The organism is Streptomyces thermovulgaris (assembly GCF_002155915.1).
Taxonomy (GTDB): domain Bacteria; phylum Actinomycetota; class Actinomycetes; order Streptomycetales; family Streptomycetaceae; genus Streptomyces; species Streptomyces thermovulgaris.
This window is the reverse complement of sequence record NZ_MUME01000099.1, coordinates 12,969-30,546: the sequence shown is the minus strand read 5'-3', so window position 1 is coordinate 30,546 and position 17,578 is coordinate 12,969. Positions and strand designations below refer to the sequence as shown.

Annotated in this window: 13 protein-coding genes, 1 tRNA gene and 1 pseudogene; 3 read left to right on the top strand and 12 right to left on the bottom strand. The window is 70.1% G+C overall.

Translation table 11 applies throughout. The features are described from left to right. Together CCN35_RS10690 and CCN35_RS10685 are read right to left on the bottom strand one after the other, a co-directional pair. Positions 1-1,299, bottom strand: a 1,299-nt coding sequence (locus CCN35_RS10690) for a YfjP family GTPase (RefSeq protein ID WP_211285506.1), incomplete at its 3' end; no start/stop codon positions are given. A gap of 3 nt (positions 1,300-1,302) precedes the next feature. After that, on the bottom strand, positions 1,303-2,916 hold the full coding sequence (locus CCN35_RS10685; protein ID WP_086792404.1) for a dynamin family protein: 1,614 nt from the start codon (positions 2,914-2,916) through the stop codon (positions 1,303-1,305). Positions 2,917-3,239: 323 nt separating this feature from the next. Between CCN35_RS10685 and CCN35_RS10680 the strand changes: the two genes are divergently transcribed. After that, positions 3,240-3,315: transfer RNA gene (locus CCN35_RS10680), tRNA-Arg, on the top strand. Positions 3,316-3,946: 631 nt separating this feature from the next. Here the strand turns inward: CCN35_RS10680 and CCN35_RS28900 are convergent. The 6 genes and pseudogenes from CCN35_RS28900 to CCN35_RS10650 all read right to left on the bottom strand — a co-directional run bounded on the left by CCN35_RS28900 (position 3,947) and on the right by CCN35_RS10650 (position 10,435). Beyond that, positions 3,947-6,025 (bottom strand): annotated as a pseudogene (locus tag CCN35_RS28900) (SpoIIE family protein phosphatase). A gap of 423 nt (positions 6,026-6,448) precedes the next feature. Then, positions 6,449-7,756: a hypothetical protein gene (locus CCN35_RS10670; RefSeq protein WP_211285505.1), complete on the bottom strand. Its 1,308-nt coding sequence runs from the start codon at positions 7,754-7,756 to the stop codon at positions 6,449-6,451. 449 nt (positions 7,757-8,205) lie between these two features. Next, complete coding sequence (locus CCN35_RS10665) at positions 8,206-8,469, bottom strand: hypothetical protein (protein WP_086792402.1); 264 nt, start codon at positions 8,467-8,469, stop codon at positions 8,206-8,208. 625 nt (positions 8,470-9,094) lie between these two features. Continuing rightward, positions 9,095-9,319, bottom strand: a complete 225-nt coding sequence (locus CCN35_RS10660) for a hypothetical protein (protein ID WP_067398219.1) — start codon at positions 9,317-9,319, stop codon at positions 9,095-9,097. A 334-nt stretch (positions 9,320-9,653) separates the two neighbouring features. Next, a complete protein-coding gene (locus CCN35_RS10655; RefSeq protein WP_086792401.1) occupies positions 9,654-9,878 on the bottom strand; it encodes a hypothetical protein in 225 nt (74 codons plus the stop codon). A gap of 332 nt (positions 9,879-10,210) precedes the next feature. Then, positions 10,211-10,435, bottom strand: coding sequence for a hypothetical protein (locus CCN35_RS10650; protein ID WP_086792399.1), 225 nt, complete (start codon positions 10,433-10,435; stop codon positions 10,211-10,213). 654 nt (positions 10,436-11,089) lie between these two features. On the opposite strand from CCN35_RS10650, the gene CCN35_RS10645 reads away from it, so the two are divergent. Continuing rightward, a complete protein-coding gene (locus CCN35_RS10645) occupies positions 11,090-11,425 on the top strand; it encodes an Ig-like domain-containing protein (protein WP_236561326.1) in 336 nt (111 codons plus the stop codon). A gap of 400 nt (positions 11,426-11,825) precedes the next feature. Here CCN35_RS10645 and CCN35_RS10640 read toward each other — a convergent pair whose 3' ends face one another. From CCN35_RS10640 to CCN35_RS10625, 4 genes are all read right to left on the bottom strand, one after another. Then, positions 11,826-13,379, bottom strand: coding sequence for an IPT/TIG domain-containing protein (locus CCN35_RS10640; protein WP_086792397.1), 1,554 nt, complete (start codon positions 13,377-13,379; stop codon positions 11,826-11,828). 95 nt (positions 13,380-13,474) lie between these two features. Then, positions 13,475-14,221, bottom strand: a complete 747-nt coding sequence (locus CCN35_RS10635; protein WP_086792395.1) for an IPT/TIG domain-containing protein — start codon at positions 14,219-14,221, stop codon at positions 13,475-13,477. A gap of 973 nt (positions 14,222-15,194) precedes the next feature. Continuing rightward, positions 15,195-15,500 (bottom strand): hypothetical protein, encoded by a 306-nt coding sequence (locus CCN35_RS10630; RefSeq protein ID WP_328587120.1) that lies wholly within the window; start codon positions 15,498-15,500, stop codon positions 15,195-15,197. A gap of 465 nt (positions 15,501-15,965) precedes the next feature. After that, positions 15,966-16,205 carry a chaplin gene (locus CCN35_RS10625; RefSeq protein WP_067399234.1) on the bottom strand — a complete coding sequence of 80 codons (240 nt, stop codon included), beginning with the start codon at positions 16,203-16,205 and terminating at the stop codon, positions 15,966-15,968. 285 nt (positions 16,206-16,490) lie between these two features. On the opposite strand from CCN35_RS10625, the gene CCN35_RS10620 reads away from it, so the two are divergent. Further along, positions 16,491-17,576 carry a DUF3344 domain-containing protein gene (locus tag CCN35_RS10620; protein WP_067399231.1) on the top strand — a complete coding sequence of 362 codons (1,086 nt, stop codon included), beginning with the start codon at positions 16,491-16,493 and terminating at the stop codon, positions 17,574-17,576. Positions 17,577-17,578: the final 2 nt, after the last annotated feature.

Genomic DNA, 17,578 nt, shown 5'->3' with positions numbered 1-17,578 from the left:
CGAGATCCGCCGTGCCGCGGCCGTGCGCTCGGACACGAACTGGCCGAGCGCCTCGCGCAGTTCGCCGATGCCGTCCCCGGTGAGCGCGGACACCGCGAGCACGGTCGCACCCGGCTCGCCGTACTCGCCGAGCGCGACCCCGTCCTCGTCGAGCAGCCGGCGCAGGTCGTCCAGGACCTGTTCGGCGGCCTCGCCGGGCAGCCGGTCGACCTGGTTGAGGACGATGAACATGACCTCCGCGTGGCCCGCCATGGGACGCAGATAGCGCTCGTGGAGAACGGCGTCGGCGTACTTCTCCGGGTCGACGACCCAGATGACGGCGTCGACCAGCGCGAGGATGCGGTCCACCTGCTCACGGTGCTCCACGACGGCCGAGTCGTGGTCGGGCAGGTCGACCAGGACCAGCCCGCGCAGCTGCGGATCGGGCTCCGGGCCCTGCAGGGGGCGTCTGCGCAGCCGCCCCGGGATGCCGAGGCGGTCGAGGAGGCTCGCCGCGCCGTCGCTCCAGCTGCACGCGATGGGCGCCGCGGTGGTCGGCCGGCGCACCCCGGTCTCCGAGATGGCCACTCCCGCGAGCGCGTTGAACAGCTGGGACTTGCCGCTGCCGGTGGCGCCCGCGATGGCGACGACGGTGTGCTGTCCGGAGAGCCGGCGCCGGGCCGCCGCCTCGTCGAGGACCCGGCTCGCCTCGGCGAGGGTGCCGCTGTCGAGCCGGGTGCGGGACAGGCCCACCAGTTCGCGCAGCGCGTCGAGCCGTTCCTGCAGCGGTGCGTCGTACGTCAGCGGGGGCACCGTCGGCGTCCTGGGGGGCCTGGACTCGGCGGGCAGGAGGGGGGTGGTGCCGGCGGTGACCGGCTCGGTGACCCGGCGCGCGATCAGCCCGTCGTCCCAGACGCCGTCGGACTCCGTACGGCTCGGGGGGTCGTCGTCCTTCACCCGCGGGGGACGGTCGTCGTGCCCCACGCGCGTGGGAGCGAGCGCGGCGGGCGCGGCGGGCGCGGTCTCCGCCACGGGGGCGGAGAGGCGGCGCTCCTCGGCGTTCACCGGTTTCTCCGGCCTTTCCGGTTTCTCCGGCCCTTCCGGCCTCTCCGCCCTTCCCGGCTTCTCCGGCTTCTCCGGCTTCTCCATGCTTCCGGCCTCCGGAGCGTCCTCGACCGCCTGAAAGTGCTCGATCCTGTCCTCCCCCGTCCTGCGCCCGCCCGGTCCGCTGCCCCTGCCGGCGACGACGCCCTCCGTCTGCCCGGTGCGCTCGGTGCGCTCCGTGTGTTCCGTTCGGTCCTGGTCAGTGACGGCGGTCACCGGTCACCTCTCCTTCAGCAGTACGGACAGCGCGGCGATCAGTTCGGCCTGGGGTTCGGGGTGCACCTCGAGGGCGTCGAGCGGGGCCAGACGCCGCTCGCGTTCCTTCTGCATCACCCGCTCCAGAAGCTCGGCGAGCAGCCGTCCGGCGCGGTCGCGCAGCCGCAGCGCCCCGTGCGCGCCGATCCGCTCGGCGAGCTTTTCGCCCGCGGACCGCGCACGGCGGCCCCCCAGCAGCCCGGTGGCGGCCAGGGCCGCGACGACCTCCGGGTCCGGTGCGACGCCGCGCTCCAGTTCGTGCACCTCGTCCTCGGCGTACTCCTCCAGTTCGCGCCGCCACCGCCGTACGGCCAGCCCGATGCGGTGCTCGGCGCTCTCCGGCTCCGGGTCGCGGACGGCGAGTTCGGGGGCACGGGCGGCCGGCTCGCGCCGCCAGGCCTCGTCGATGCGCTCGTCGGCGGCGGCGACCGCGCACAGCAGCAGGGCGCCGAGGCTCTCCACGAGCGCGTCGAGCAGCTCGCCGGCGGAGCAGTCCAGGGGGAAGGCACGCCACCGTTTCAGGGCGTCCCCGGCGAGCACGGCGCCGGCCTGCAGCCGGCTCCGCACGCGCGCGTACTCGCTGTCGTAGGCGCTGTCCACGGCGGAGGTGAGCCGCAGCGCGGCCGCGTACTGGGCGGCGGCGGCGCTGGCCAGCTCGGGCATCCGGGACTTCAGCGAGTCGAGCAGGCCGTGGGCCGTACGGGCCATGGCGTACTGCCGGGCGGCGGGGTCCTGGGCCTGGTGGATCAGCCAGGAGCGCAGCTGGGCGACGGCGGTGGCGGGCAGCAGCCCCCCGCCCCAGGCGGACTCGGGCAGCTCCGGCACGGTGAACCGCGGCACATGGCCGAGCCCGGCCTTGGTGAGCAGCGCCCCGTACTGGCGGGACACCTCGGAGACGACCTGGTGCGGCACCCGGTCCAGCACGGTCACGAGCGTGGCGTCGTACTCCTTGGCGGTGCGCAGCAGATGCCAGGGGATGGCGTCGGCGTACCGGGCGGCGGTGGTGACCATGACCCAGATGTCCGCGGCGCAGATCAGCTCGGCGGCGAGGAACCGGTTGTCGGTGACCAGGGAGTCGATGTCGGGCGCGTCGAGCAGGGCGAGGCCGGGCGGCAGGGTCTCCACGGTCTCCACGCGCAGGATCCGCGAGGGGTCCTGCCCGGGTGTCAGTACGCCGTCGGCGGGGTCGGGCTCGTCCCGGGGCGTCCACACGCGCGTGAGGTGGGGCAGGACCCGCATGCCGCTGAACCAGTGGTGGTCCTCCGGGTGGCAGACCAGTACCGGGGTGCGGGTGGTCGGCCGCAGCACGCCCGCCTCGCTGACCCGCCGCCCGACGAGGGAGTTGACCAGGGTGGACTTTCCGGCGCCCGTGGATCCCCCGACGACCGCCAGCAGCGGCGCCTGGGGCTCCTTGAGCCGGGGCACCAGATAGTCGTCGAGCTGGGCGAGCAACTCGTCGCGGTTGGCACGCGCGCGAGGGGCCCCCTCCAAGGGCAGCGGAAAGCGCACGGCGGCGACACGGTCGCGCAGGGCGGAGAGTGCGTCGAGCAGTTGAGGCCGTACGTCCAAGGTCACCACATGCGAAGAATGCCCAATTTTAGGGGAATTCTGAAGCATATGAGCGTGTTCGCGCGCCGACGGAACACAAGGGGCGGAAAGGGCGACTGGGACGCGGGCAGAGCCCCGGCATAACGAGTGCACAACACCAGGTGCGCCAGGCGTCAAAAGCGATGCGCGATTCGCACCTGCCTGCGATTATCAGGACCGCTTCACCGGACCTCCACATCGAGCCACGGAGACGAAGCAGCAGGGACATGGATCCGGGAGCCCTATCCTTGTCCCCGGCGCTGTCAGGGATCAGCCCTCACTCGGGCACCAGGGCAGAGGCCGCACCACACCAGGCCCCCGTAGCTCAGCGGATAGAGCAGGCGCCTTCTAAGCGCTTGGCCGTAGGTTCGAGTCCTACCGGGGGCGCCACCTGTCACCAGCACAAACGCCCGGAGGGAATCCTCCCTCGGGGCGTTTTGCGTTCCCGGCGCCACCGCCGGCGGCACCGCTTGCGCCCCCTCGCCGGCCGACGGCTCCGGCCGGCCCGAGGCGACCCGTCCCCCCGTCGCGCCGGCACGGACGCCCATGGTCCTGGTCACATCCGGCGCGCCGCACCCCACGACGGAGCGGGCGGCGGGGCGCTGGGGCCGGACCGCTGCACCGCGCGGATGTGCCGCACATCACGAAACCGGGTCCCTGTCGCGCCCGGCCGCACCCGCCGGCGAAGCGCGTCGGCACACATGACCGGAAGCGGTACGGCCGCCCCGGACGGCATGTCCTGGGCGCGGTCGGCACAGGCTCTCCACCGGCCCGCCGGAGGGCCGGACAAACCTCCAAAAATCCCCCGTTCGGGTCAACGTCCGGCCGGCGAGGGCCCGGCGGCCCACCGTCCCGCCGGAAGAACCGGGTCCGCCGGCGCGGCTGCCGGCCGTCGGCCCGGCCGGGTGCCGTACGACACCGAGGGCACACGGTGCTGCCTCTTCCCGGCGTCCCTCGACATCTCCTCACCTCCTCGGCGGCGGGCAGCTCCTTCCGGCCTCTTCCGGACCCGGTACCGGTGTCACAGCGTCACATCGGCCCACTGGTCGAGCGGATCGCCCACATCCGCGCCCGGTTCCGCCCCGCCGCCGTGCAGGGGCTGCTCGGTCCAGATGATCTTTCCGGTGGCGGTGTACCGGGTGCCCCAGCGCTCGGCGTACCGGGCGACCAGGAACAGGCCGCGCCCGCCCTCGTCGGTGATGGCCGCGTGACGCAGATGGGGCGAGGTGCTGCTGCCGTCGGAGACCTCGCAGATCAGCTTGCGGTTGCGCAGCAGACGGACATGGATGGGGGCGCTTCCGTGGCGGATGGCGCTGGTGACCAGTTCGCTGAGGATGAGTTCGGTGGCGAAGCCGGCCTCCGCCGGCCCCCATTCCTCCAGTCGCGCCATGGCCTCGGCGCGAACCCGTGGGACGGCCGCGGGATCGCGGGGCACGTCCCAGTCGGCGACCTGCTCGGGACCGAACACACGGGTGCGTGCCACCAGCAGGGCGATGTCGTCGCTCGCGCGGCCCGGGGGGAGGGCGTCGAGCACCGCCCGGCAGGTCCGTTCCGGGGAGGGGCCGGAGCGGGCGAGCGCGGTGCGCAGGACCTCGAGGCCGGTGTCGATGTCCCGGTCGCGGCCGTCCACGAGCCCGTCGGTGTAGAGGACCAGCCGGCTTCCCTCGGCCAGCCGGAGTTCGACGCTCTCGAAGGGCAGAGCGCCCAGGCCCAGGGGCGGCCCCCGCGGGCAGCTCGGGGAAGAGCACGGTGCCGTCCGGGCGGACCAGGGCGGGCGGCGGGTGGCCGGCCCGGGCCGGCGAGCAGGCGCCGGAGGCCCACCGCTCCCTGATCACCGGGCCGCGGGCCCGCAGCGGCACGGTGATCAGGGAGCGGACGCCCTGTTCCAGAAGCCGCCGCGTGCACTCGGGGTCCAGGTCCCGCGCGGTGGTCGGGTCCGCCACGAGCACCGCCCGCCCGCTCTCCAGGCACCGCGCCTGGGGCGAGCCGGGGGCGAGGCGGACCGGTTCGCCCGCCGGTGCCGACGGCTGGTGGGCGAACGGGCCGCTCGCGGCCGTACGGCGCAGGGTGGTGACCGCCCCGGCGAGCTCCTCGCCGCGCAGGACCTCCTCGGCCAGTTCCACGGTGACAAAGTCGGCGAAGCGCCCGGCCGCCGGCTGGGCCGGCTCCTGCGCGGTGCGCTTCACGCCCAGGGTGGTGCCGATGCCCATCCCGGCGTCGTAGAGGAGTTTCAGGCGCTCGCGTGCCACCTCGCCCGCCCCGTCAGCGCCCGCAGTTCCGTGGTGTCCCTCAGCGTCACCACGCTGCCCGCGTGACCGCCGTACGGAGCGGTGGTCCGTTTGTTGACCGCGAGCAGCCGGTCGTCCGTGAGGTGCACCTCGTCGGTGGCCGCGCGCTCCGACGTCAGCAGCCCGGCCAGGTCCGCGTCCAGGGACAGGTCGGCGACCCTGTGTCCCTCCGCGTCCGGGGGCAGGTCCAGCAGCCGCCGGGCCTCGCTGTTGGCCGGCAGCAGCAGCCCGTCCTCGCCGACGATCAGGACGCCTTCCCGCACCGCGTGCAGGACGGCGTCGTGGTGGTCGTACATCCGTGTCATCTCCGCCGGCCCGAGGCCATGGGTCTGGCGCAGCAGGCGCCGGCACACCAGCGCCGTGCCGACGGCCGACAGGGCCGTCCCCCCGGCTCCCGCCGCGAGGAGGAGCGGAATCTGCTGGGCCGCCGCGGCCTCCACCTGCCGCACCGCGATGCCGACCGCGACCGTGCCGTCGCCTCCGACGACGGGGGCGTACGAGACCACCGCGGGCCCCTGGCTGGTGTCACGGGTGTGCGTCGTGAGGGAGGACGGCGGTCTGCTGGGGGCGGGGACGCGTTCCCCGATGAGGGCCGAGTCGGGATGGGTGCAGCGGACCCCGTCCCTGGAGTACACGACGACGAGGTCGACACCGGTCCCTCTCACGACCTTCTCGGCAAGCGGCTGCGGCTGCGCGGAGGGATCGGGGCCGGTCATGGATCTCAGCGTGTCCGGGGCGTACGCCAGCGTCTCGGCGATGTCCCGGGACCGCTGCCGGGCATCGGCCGTGCTGTCCTTGCGGGCCTGGAGCACAAGGGCCCCAGGGCGGCCGCGACGACCAGGACGACGACCGTGACCTGGAGCAGGAACACCTGCCCGGCGACTCTGCGCACCCCGGCCGGAAACCGCAGGGGACCCGCCGGCGGCGCCGGTGCGGCGTTCTCCCCGCTGTCCTTCCGGGGCCGCCTGCCCGAGGGCCGGCGGATGCGTGCGGACCCTTCTCCGTTCTGCTCCCCGCCGTCCGGTCGGCGTGCGCGGGAACGCGGCACCGGCCGAGCCGGGGAGAGCGGCAGGGAGGCGGCAGGAAACAGGACGGGAAAAGGGACGGAGACGACAAAACGGTCTGCCGACCGGGTCGGCAGACCGTCGGGACGGCACCGATCGCCGGGGCCGCGGCGGCGTGCTCGCACGGCGTGGCCCGGGCCGGCCGGTGGCCGCGGCCGCCCGCGGCAGCGGTCACGGACTGCCGTGCCGGCTCACCTCGGCGAGGTCCGCCCGCCTGCTGAAGCGCTTGCGGATGAGCTGGACCACCGCGTTGCCCAGGTACCAGAGCATGAGCAGGATGCCGGCCAGCGACAGCAGCAGGAAAAGGATCTGCACGCAGGCCGCCGCGGTGCTCAGCACGGGGGTGCTGCTGGCGGTCGCGTCGGTGAAGAGCCTGTGGGCCGTGTTCCACGCCGCCACCGCCATCTGGGGGATGCGGAAGGCGATGAGGCCGAGTTGCAGGGCGAGGGCGGGCAGTACCGCGAGCACCCAGACCGTGACGACGACCTGGGGCCACCGCTTGAGGGCCTTGAGCCGCTCCTCCGGCGGCCGTCGCAGGATGTTGCGCCGCAGGATGGGCCCGATGTACTTGAACAGGTCCGGGATGCCGACCAGGTCCGAGATGATGTAGTACCCGTCGAAACGGAGGGTCGGCAGAAGCTGCTGGAGCATCTCCAGGTTGACGAGCATGATCGCCGCCAGCACCACCGGGGACGGGTCGGCGAGGTACAGCGCGATCAGGCCGAGAATGAAGAGGCTGTTGAAGTAGACGCCGCCCAGAACGGTGCGCAGCCGTCCGATCCGGTCGAGCCGGTAGGAGTTGGTGACATCCGTGTAGAAGGCGGGCCACACCAGATAGAGCCCGCACCCCATGACCCCGGGGCGCACTCCCCCGTAACGGCAGGCTGCGGCATGGCCGATCTCGTGGAAGGCCGCGGACGCCAGAGCCAGCCCCAGCATGACCAGAACACCGCTGGGGTCGGACATCACCGCGATCATGGCGTAGCTCGCATTGTGGGTGCTGAACAGCCAGATCTCGGCGGCCAGGAACGCGGAGACGATCAACAGCACCAGAACGGGCTGGAACAGCCAGGCGAACAGTCCCGCGAGGAACCAGGACCCCTTCTCGGACACCACCGCGGTGCGGTGCCGGAGCCCGAGGAACGGATGCGCGGCCTTGGTGAACCCGGCAAGGGTGCCGTCGCTCCGCGTGGTGATCCCGAGCGGTGCGAGTTTCCTGTCGAGCACGAAGGCCACGTGCTCGGCGGAGAACGTACGCCCCGTGGCCCGGGTGACTTCCTGCGCCACGCGGTCGAGCAGGTCACGGCTGTTCCCGGACTTCACCGCCTCGCCCTGGTGCCGCTCCAGCGCCTTGGCGGTCTCGTAGAGCAGGTCGGGCAGTTGGATGACCTGCCCGTCGAAGCGGTACACCAGACGTGGCGGACGACGGTATCCGGAGCCGGCGAACTCGCCCACCAATTCGGTTCCTTCGGTGAGCATGGGCATGGCCCCGGCAGGGGCGGGCGGCTCTGCCTGAACCGGCGTGGATGCGTGTGTACTGATGGTGGTCTCCCAAAGGGATAGTTCTCCCGCCGGGCCTTGCGGCGGCCGGGCCTGCAGGGGGTCGCGCGCCTTTGCGGAGGCGCACGCCGCTCCGCCGTCCTCACCGTCCTCCGTCACCGCCTTCGGCGCGTCACAACTGACATGTGCTGCTCTCAAAGAGAGCGGCGACAGGCAATGTGTCTACAGGAAACGGAGTCCCGAAAAAAGCACCGAGCTGCTCCGGGGGATTCCGGAATCGAGAACTGCTCATCACACAAAAGCGGTGCCATGACGTCTCGACAAGGCATTCGGCACCGCTTCGGAGTTCCAAGAGAACACCTCTTCGAGTACAGGCGCACACAAAGCCGACGGCCGGGGCGGAACACCCCGGCCGCCGGCACCACCGGTCAGTTGGTGCTGGCCACGGCAGCGTGGCAGATCTGGTTCTGGGACTGGGTCCCCAGGACGGCGTCGAGGACACCGGACGGCTGGAGCTGCTGCGTCGCACAGACGGGGGTGATCACGATGTTGGCGTCGCCGGGGCCACCGAAACCACCGTGGCCGCCAAAGCCACCGTGACCGCCGCCACCGTGGAAGGCCGACAGCACCGTGCGCTCCGGCAGCATCTCACCGGTCAGGCCGTCGAGCTCTTCGAAGCTGATCTTCGACACGGAATTTCTTCCCTTCGGTCTTCTGCCATGGAGCCCGGCCGCTGCAGAGCTCCGTGAGAAGATTTGAACACCGGCTCAACGACCTCTCCACCGGAAGGTTCGCCCCGTCACCCGTACAGTCGGAAGTTGCCGCAGACGGAGCAACCGGCGGACGAATACACCGTTCGGTCCGTGGTCGTCCGGATACCCCGGCAGGAACGGACGGAAAGCTTCTCCGTCGTCAACCCACCTTTCTCAAAGGGTGGATGCGGATGCCAGGGTGATCCGGTGAAGCTCGGATCGGCGACGCGGCCGGCTCCGCGGAAGGCTGCACGCCTCGCCGAGGAAAACGCCGCTCCGCCGCCCTCGCCCTCCACTGCCACCGCTTCGGGAAGTCACATCCGACACGCACTGCACCCAGAAATCGAACAAGAAGAAATTCCTCTGCGGAAAAACACCGCGAAAGGGACGTCGCCCCCCTGGACAATGCCGGAGCCGGATGCCCCGCAACACCGAAAGCGGTGCCGCGCCACCTCGACGAGGTACCCGGCACCGCTTCGGACTTCCAAGGGCACACACCTTTTCGAGCCTGTACCGCACAAGGCCGGCGGCCGGGGCAGGACACCCCGGCCGCCGGCCCGCCGCATCAGTTGGAGCTGGCCACGGCGGCGTGGCAGATCTCGTTCTGGCTCTGGGTCCCGAGGAGGACCGTGAGGGCGCCGGACGGCTGGAGCTGCTGCGTCGAGCAGACGGGGTTGCTCACGATGTTGCTGCCGTCGTGACCACCGCCGTAGAAGGCCGACAGCACCGCGCGCTCCGGCAGCATCTCACCGGTCAGGCCGTCGAGCTCTTCGAAGCTGATCTTCGACACGGAATTTCTTCCCTTCGGTCTTCTGCCATGGAGCCCAGCCACTGCGGAGCCCCGTGGCCAGAATTGAACATCCCACCCAACGACCACTCCAGCACGAAAACCCGCGCCATCACCCATACAGCCAGAAGTTGCCGCAGACGGAGCAATTACCAGATAAATTCACAAGTTTTGATCTGCGGCTGCTCCGGTGGACCCGGAATGAACACACAGAAAGCACCGCAGCCTTCCATTCACTTTTCTCATCGATTGCATGGGCGCGCCCGGAACGGTCCGGAACCTGCCCATACAAAAGCAGCGGCCGGGGGCAGAGCACCCCGGCCGCTGACTCGCCAAATCAGTTGGAGCTGGCCACGGCGGCGTGGCAGATCTCGTTCTGGCTCTGGGTCCCGAGGATGGCCGTGAGGGCGCCGGACGGCTGGAGCTGCTGCGTCGAGCAGACGGGGTTGCTCACGATGTTGCTGCCGTCGTGACCACCGCCGTAGAAGGCCGACAGCACCGCGCGCTCCGGCAGCATCTCACCGGTCAGGCCGTCGAGCTCTTCGAAGCTGATCTTCGACACGGAATTTCTTCCCTTCGGTCTTCTGCCATGGAGCCCAGCCATTGCGGAGCCCCGTGGCCAGAATTGAACATCCCACCCAACGACCACTCCAGCATGAAGACCCGCGCCGTCACCCATACGGCCAGAAGTTGCCGCAGACGGAGCAATTACCAGATAAACTCACGCTTTGGTCCGCGACCGACCCGATGAACCCGGAATGAACACACAGAAAGCACCGCAGCCTTCCATTCACTTTTCTCATCGGCTGCATGGACGCACCCGGAACGGTCCGGAACCTGCCCATACAAAAGCAGCGGCCGGGGGCAGAGCACCCCGGCCGCTGACTCGCCAAATCAGTTGGAGCTGGCCACGGCGGCGTGGCAGATCTGGTTCTGGCTCTGGGTCCCGAGGAGGGTCGTGAGGACGCCGGACGGCTGGAGCTGCTGAGTCGTGCAGACGGGGTTGCTCACGATGTTGCTGCCGTCGTGACCACCGCCGTAGAAGGCCGACAGCACCGCGCGCTCCGGCAGCATCTCACCGGTCAGGCCGTCGAGCTCTTCGAAGCTGATCTTCGACACGGAATTTCTTCCCTTCGGTCTTCTGCCATGGAGCCCAGCCGTTGCGGAGCCCCGTGGCCAGAATTGAACACCCCGCCCAACGACCACTCCAGCATGAGGACTCGCGCCGTCACCCATACAGCCAGAAGTTGCCGCAGACGGAGCAATTACCAGATAAATTCACGCTTTGGTCCGCGACCGACCTGATGAACCCGGCACGAGCGCACGGACGGCTTCTCTGCCGTCAGCTGGCCTTCCGGAAGAGGGCATGGAACCTTCCGGCACTGTCTCCGGCGCGATCGGCGAACGCGTCGTTCATGCCGTGGTGGCAGGTGAATTCTCCGAGGAGCCCGGCGCGCCCGTGTCCCGCGTGGTATCACCGGCCCGGGACGAGACCCGAACTACCCGAACGAACTTGTGGGTTCATGGTCTGTCACACGGTTGCCTCAAGAAGTCCCCCCAGTGGACTTTTTGCTGGAGTCTTGCTCGGCAAGACTGCGCACTCATGCCTAGCGTGAGCAACGTCAGCAAGGGCTGACGAACAGAAACCGAGCAAGGAGCTGACTCGTGGGACGTGTGCTTACGCGACGCATGTGGGGAAGTACGGCCGCACTCGCGCTGGCCGCCGTGGTGGCCTCAGCCTCACCGGCAGCGGCAGTGCCGTCGGCGACAAACGTGACTGCTTCACCGTCGGTCACCACGGTCGGCAGTCCGGTGCTGCTGACCGCGACGGTCACCTGCACCTCCGACCCCTCCGGCGGCCTGGGGGTGACCTTCTTCTCCAATGGCGACCTTCTTGCCACGGTGCCCGTGTCGGCCAGCGGCGTGGCGCAGTACTCCGTGTCCTTCGCGACGGCCGGTACGCGCACCATCACTGCCGCCTACAACGGCAACGGCGCCTGCGACGCCTCCAACGGCACCACGACGGTCACCGTGTCGTCCGTGCCCAAGCCGCCGTACCCCGGCCACTGCTCGCGCCCGTGCGGAGGCCTGTACCACTGGTGGTGGTGAGCAGCTTCCCTCGCACCGCCGGGGAACCGCACATGGACGAGGGCCGGCCTCGTGGTGAGAGACCGGCTCGAGCACCGTCCTGAACACCACCTGTGGAGGCACTGCGGAGGGCCCGACGGGCCGGAGCCGGGGTTGAACCCGGCGGGCTCCTTGCCAAAGCAGCCCTTGGGCGTGCCCGTCACCGCTTCTCCGAAGAGCTGTGCCGGGCCGGAGTCGGGGTCATTGCTGACCTCGGCTCCGGCCCGGCACTCGTACCCGGCCCTACGGGAAGCGCGAGCCGCACACGCTGGGGCTCTCCTTCCCCTCTTCGGTCTCTTTTTCCTCTTCCCCTTCTTCGTGCGCAGCGTCCTCCCGTCGGCCGGGCCGCGGACGTCCCGTCACGGCGTGGGGTGTCCCCGCATCACACTTCGGGTGGCGGAACGCGCTCGAAGGTCACCGCCCCCGACGTTCCTCCCGCGGTCGTCACGACCACGGAGGCAGGGCCCGGGGGTCCGGCCGGCACCGTCGCGATCACCTGGGTGTCGGAGATCACCGTGAAGGCCGCGGGAACGCCCTCGAAGAGCACGGACGTCGTGGTGGTCAGATTCGTCCCCGTGAGGGTCACCACCGTGCCGCCCGCCGTGGGTCCGCTGGACGGTGTCACGCTGGTCAGCGTGGGGGCGCTCACATAGGCGTAGGCGACGGGGTTGCTCGTCCCGCCCGGCGTGGTCACCGTCACGTTCACCACTCCCGCACCGGGCGGGGCCTGGGCGACGATCTCCGTGGACGACACGACGGTGAAGGCCGCGGGCGTGCCGCCGAACAGCACCGACGTGGCGTTGGAGAGGTTCTGACCCGTCAGTGTGACGGTGTTGCCCCCGGCGGACGGTCCCTGGGCGGGGGTGGCCGCGGTGAGGATGGGCCCCGCGGCGTAGAAGAAGTACGACTCGGGCGACGCCGCGCTGGTGCCGGCCGGGGTGGTCACCGTCACGGGAACGGCGCCCGGCGTTCCGGGAGGAGCCACCGCGGTGATCTGAGTGGAGGAGTCGACCGTGAAGGACGTGGCATCAACAGTGCCGAACCGCACCGCCGTGGCACCGGTGAAGTCCGTCCCCGTCACCGTGACCACCGTGCCACCCGTCACAGGACCACTGGCCGGAGACACACTCGTCACCGTGGGAGGAGACACCACCGGCGTGTAGGTGAAAGTGACGGTCGCATTGCTCGTCCCCCCAGGAGTGACCACCGTCACCGGCACAGGCCCGGGGGCAACCCCCGGAGGAGCCACCGCCGTGATCTGCGTCGGCGAGTCGACCGTGAAAGACGTGGCATCAACAGTGCCGAACCGCACCGCCGTGGCACCGGTGAAGTCCGTCCCCGTCACCGTGACCACCGTGCCACCCGTCACAGGACCACTGGCCGGAGACACACTCGTCACCGTGGGAGGAGACACCACCGGCGTGTAGGTGAAAGTGACGGTCGCATTGCTCGTCCCCCCAGGAGTGACCACCGTCACCGGCACGGACCCGGGAGTAACCCCCGGAGGAGCCACCGCCGTGATCTGAGTGGAGGAATTGACCGTGAAGGACGTGGCGTTGACGGCGCCGAACCGCACCGCCGTGGCACCGATGAAGTTCGTCCCCGTCACTGTGACCACGGTGCCACCCGTCACAGGACCACTGGTGGGAGACACACTCGTCACCGTGGGAGGAACCGCCACCGGTGTGTAGGTGTACGTGACATTCGCGTTGCTCGTCCCCGCGGGAGTGACCACCGTCACCGCCACAGGCCCGGGGGCAGCCGCCGAAGGGGCCACCGCGGTGATCTGAGTGGAGGAATTGACGGTGTAGGTGGCGTTGACGGCGCCGAACCGCACCGCCGTGGCACCGATGAAATCGGAACCGGTGATGACGACGGGCGTACCACCGGTCACGGGCCCCTGTGTGGGACTGACCGAACTGACCAAGGGGGGCATGCTCTGCTCCTAGAGCGATGAAGAAGTGACGGACTGTGGCCCCGAAGGGCCGGTGCGGCCGGTACCCCAGGAACCGGCCGCACCGTGTCGTCGGCTCAGATGCCGGGGCCGGCGACGTACTCGAATGCGTCCGTCGCGGTGGCCGTTCCCGCCGGGTTGGTGACCTCGACGTCCACCAGTCCCTCGGCGCCCGGAGGCGTCACCGCGGACAGGGTGGTGGGGCTGATCACGGAGAACGGCGCAGGGTTGCCGCCGAACGTGACGGATTCGGTGGAGTCGAGGTTGGTTCCGGTGATGGTCACCGCGGTGCCGCCGGAGGTCGGTCCGGACGACGGAACCACCGAGACGATGGTGGGCGAGTCGATGTAGGTGTAGGTGAACCCGTTGTTGGTGCCCCCCGCCGTGGTCACGCTCACCGGCACCGGGCCCGGGGCCACGCCGGCGGGAACCGTGACGGTGATCGTGCTGTCGGAGACGACGGTGGGGACGGCGTTGACGCCTCCGAAGGAGACGTTGTTCGCCGTGGACAGGCCCGTGCCCGAGATGGTCACGGTGTTGCCGCCCGCGAGCGGGCCGGAGGTGACGTCGAGTCCGGACTTGAACGGCGGCCCCACGTAGAAGAAGGGGACCGGGTTGCTGGTGCCGCCCGGTGTGGTCACGGTGACCCCGACCACGCCGGTTCCGGACGGGGACACCGCCGTCACCTGGGTCGGCGAGACATTGGTGACGTTGGTCGCCAACTTGTTGCCGAACCTCACGGCGGTGGTGTTGCTCAGGTTGGTGCCGGTGATCGTGACCAGAGTCCCGCCCCCGGTCGAACCCTGATTGGGAGAGATGGGCATAACAACGCTCCTCGCGTGCAGTGTGACGATGCCGTGAACCGGGGATACTGCGGCGCTGTAAGCCCCCGACCCTCAGACGGGTTCAGAAGTTTGTGGGGCTGGCGCGGCGTCATACCGCCACATCGGAAGCACGGAGAGCGATTTGTGCGACGTGCCGCTTGTACGGGCAACGGCGGGACGCCGCCATACCGTTTGCTTCCGGTACGGGAGGGCGGCCCGCCGGTTCAGTACCACAAGTGACCCACAGCGCCGTTCATCCGACAAGGGTGTCAACCAAGAACTCACCCGTATGGAGTAATGCGGCTCTGTCGCTCAACAACCGACCAGCCGGTGCCACGGATGTGGCACCGGCTGGGGATCCAAATCCCTCTCGAGGGTGCCCATCGTGGCTCCGGAGGAGCCCGCGCCCCCCTACCCGTAAGAGGGGCTGGAGAACACACCGGAGTCACGCCCCCCGAGCGGGATGGGCTGCCCACCGGTTGGATGTCTCCAGTGACGCAGGAACCCGATGTAGGTGGCAAGAGACTTGGGGTCTCGTCACTCCATTGGTGGGGCGTACTGAGGGGCGCATTCAATTTCCCCGTCCGGGAACGTGCAGCGGATCCCGGGCACGGAAACGGCCTGTGGCGAAAGGCCACGGAACTTTTCTCCGCGGGGACGACCCGCGGATCTCGTGTCTCCGGTCTGCGCGTCCCATGGCACAGCCGGGCTGGTGGAGCCGGGCCGGCACGGGCGGGAACAGCAGGGCGACGGGGCAGGGAAAGCCAGGGCAGGACGAACGGGGGAAAGCAGAGCGGGGCGAGGGGGAAGCAGATCAGGACGGGCGGGGAAACGGAGGACCGGCGTGGACGGGAAACGGGGGCGGCACAGGCCGGGGAAAAAAAGACGGAGCCGGCCCTCGACGCCATCGAGGGCCGGCTCCGTACGGCCGAGACGACCTGGGCCTCCCGGTCTCCTTGGTCTCCCTGGTGTCTCAGCCCTGCACCGGCAGCCCGCCGAGCAACGGTGTGCGGCCGTCCAGCGTGTGCGTGGTGTCCTTCACCGTGTGGAGCGCCGAACCCTTGCTCTCGCTGTCGAGCGCCTTGTCGGAATCGACCTCCAGGGACACCGTGCCCAAGGGCCCCTTGGCGTCACGGGTGTGGTCGGCGGTCGTGTTCACAACACCGTCGAGGTTGTAGGACACCTCGGGAAGGGCGCTGTGTGCCATGGCCGGAGAGGCGACACCGGCGACGATCAGGGACCCGGCAGCGACGGCGGCGGCCTTCAGGGACTTCATCATGTTCCTTTCTTCGGCGACGCGGATCGCCGGAGGAGTTGTGTCGCCATGTACAACGAGCCCTGGCCTGGGCGGAAACCTGTGGCGCCGTGGTTTCCGACTCCTCGTACGAGATCTCCGAAAGGGAGACAGCGCTCATGCCTCGGCGACGGTATCGGCGGTGTCCAGCCGCGCCGGAGGGCGGCGTTCGCCCCGGCCTCCGGCGCGTGAGCAGGGGCGGGCACGGCGCACCGGGCGGCTCCCCGGCACAGCCGTGTTCACGGGCCGAACCGGCCGGCGGAGCGACGGGTCCGGCGATTCCCCGCCCTTGCCGTCCGGGGTTTTCGGAGGCGTTCCGAAGCGGCCCGGTCCGATGCGACGACGAGAGGGACGGATGGGCCGGCTGCTTCCGGTTCCCGGCACGGAAAACGGCACCGGCCGCTCTCCGTGCCGAGAGGACGGCCGGATCGGGAAAACAGAAGAGGGGCGTCAGTCGATGACGCAGGCATTGCCGGCGGCCGGGCTCATCGTGCCGAGCACACTAGCGGTGTTGCCGCAGGCGTTGACCGGAATGTGGGCCGGAATCTGAGCGACATTGCCCGACACGGTGCCCGGGGAATTGAGGGCGCTGCCCGCGGCGTGGCTCTCGGCGGAGGCGACACCGGCGCCGGCGACGACGGCCGAGGCCGCGACCGAGGTGAGGACCAGGCCCTTGGTGATGCGCGACATGGAAACGTACTCCTTGGAGTTGACTTCTCAAAGCCCGAGGCAAGAACGCCCGGCTCCCTGTCAACGCGAGGCCCATCCCCAAGTTGTGCCGCCGTTCGGGTGATCCCGGGAAGAGGCCCCTCCTTCACCAGTCCGACACACTTTCGGGTTTCATAGGATTTCATCGCAATTGTCCAGTTAGTGGCTAATGTTGCGGCGCACCTTCCAACACATCTGTGCAGGCGGACGCGCCCCACCGGCGCACCGTCTGTCACCTCACCTGCCTTCGAAAGGTCGACGACAGTCATGCGCCACTCCCTGGCTCCGCTGCTCCGTGCGACGGTGGGCACCGTCGCCCTCGCCGTACTGTGGGCCCCCTCCGCGCCCGCTGCTGCCGCGCCGCCCGCTCCGGAGGCCCCCGGCATCACGTTCGGCCGGCGGTACCACGCGGTCCAGCACGGCGGCATCGTGCGCGCGGCCAACGTCTCCATCACCTGCCGCACGACCCCGGGGGCGCCTTCGTGCTCGGCCGCGCAGAGCGGCGGGCGCGGGAAGAACGGCGACTTCGACATGTTCTACGTCGACGTCGACGACGACCCGAACACCTACAACTCCTCCCAGGCGGAGGTCCGTCTGCCCGCCGGGGCGCGGGTGACGTACGCGCGTCTGTACTGGGGCGGCAACCTGCGCGTGGGCGAGCAGAAGCCGCCGGAGGACAACAACCGCGTGCTGATCGCCGAACCCGGCGGGAAGTACAAGGAGCTCCTCGCCGACACGGTCGTCGGACACCGTGTGGCGGACGGCGCCGACGCCTTCCAGGCGTCGGCCGACGTGACGAAGCTGGTGCGGGAGAGCGGTTCGGGCCTGTACACCGTGGCGCAGGTCAACGTGGCGGCCGGGAAGTCGGCGGCCGGCGCGTGGGGCGGCTGGACGCTGGTGGTGGCCTACGAGAACCCGGCGGAGCCGCTGCGCGACATCGCGATCTGGGACGGCTTCGCCCCGCTGAAGTCCCGCGGGCCGCAGGAGATGCGGCTGGACAATCCGCGCTTCCCGGCGAACGCCGGGGGCATCGCCGGATTCGTGGCGTACAACGGCGACCGCGGCACCACCGGTGACTCCTTCACCCTGACGGTCGGTCAGGACAGGCCCGTCGCCCTGTCCAACTCCGCCAACCCCGCGAACGACGTCCTGAACTCCACCATCGGCGACCTCCCGTCCGCTCCCTCGACACGTGTGCCGTCGTACGCCCACACCCTCGGCTACGACTCCGACGTGTTCGACCTCACGGGACGGCTGCCGCGCACCGGTGACCGGATGGTCCTCCGGCTCAGCTCCCAGCAGGACACGGCGTGGACGGGAGTGTTCTTCGCCGCGGTCGACACCCAGCGATGAGT

Bases quoted from the DNA above. Each gene is read 5' to 3' on its own strand.
- CCN35_RS10670 (WP_211285505.1), bottom strand. From the start codon at position 7,756: ATGCTCACCGAAGGAACCGAATTGGTGGGCGAGTTCGCCGGCTCCGGA.
- CCN35_RS10640 (WP_086792397.1), bottom strand. From the start codon at position 13,379: ATGCCCCCCTTGGTCAGTTCGGTCAGTCCCACACAGGGGCCCGTGACC.
- CCN35_RS10635 (WP_086792395.1), bottom strand. From the start codon at position 14,221: ATGCCCATCTCTCCCAATCAGGGTTCGACCGGGGGCGGGACTCTGGTC.
- CCN35_RS10630 (WP_328587120.1), bottom strand. From the start codon at position 15,500: ATGATGAAGTCCCTGAAGGCCGCCGCCGTCGCTGCCGGGTCCCTGATC.
- CCN35_RS10625 (WP_067399234.1), bottom strand. From the start codon at position 16,205: ATGTCGCGCATCACCAAGGGCCTGGTCCTCACCTCGGTCGCGGCCTCG.
- CCN35_RS10620 (WP_067399231.1), top strand. From the start codon at position 16,491: ATGCGCCACTCCCTGGCTCCGCTGCTCCGTGCGACGGTGGGCACCGTC.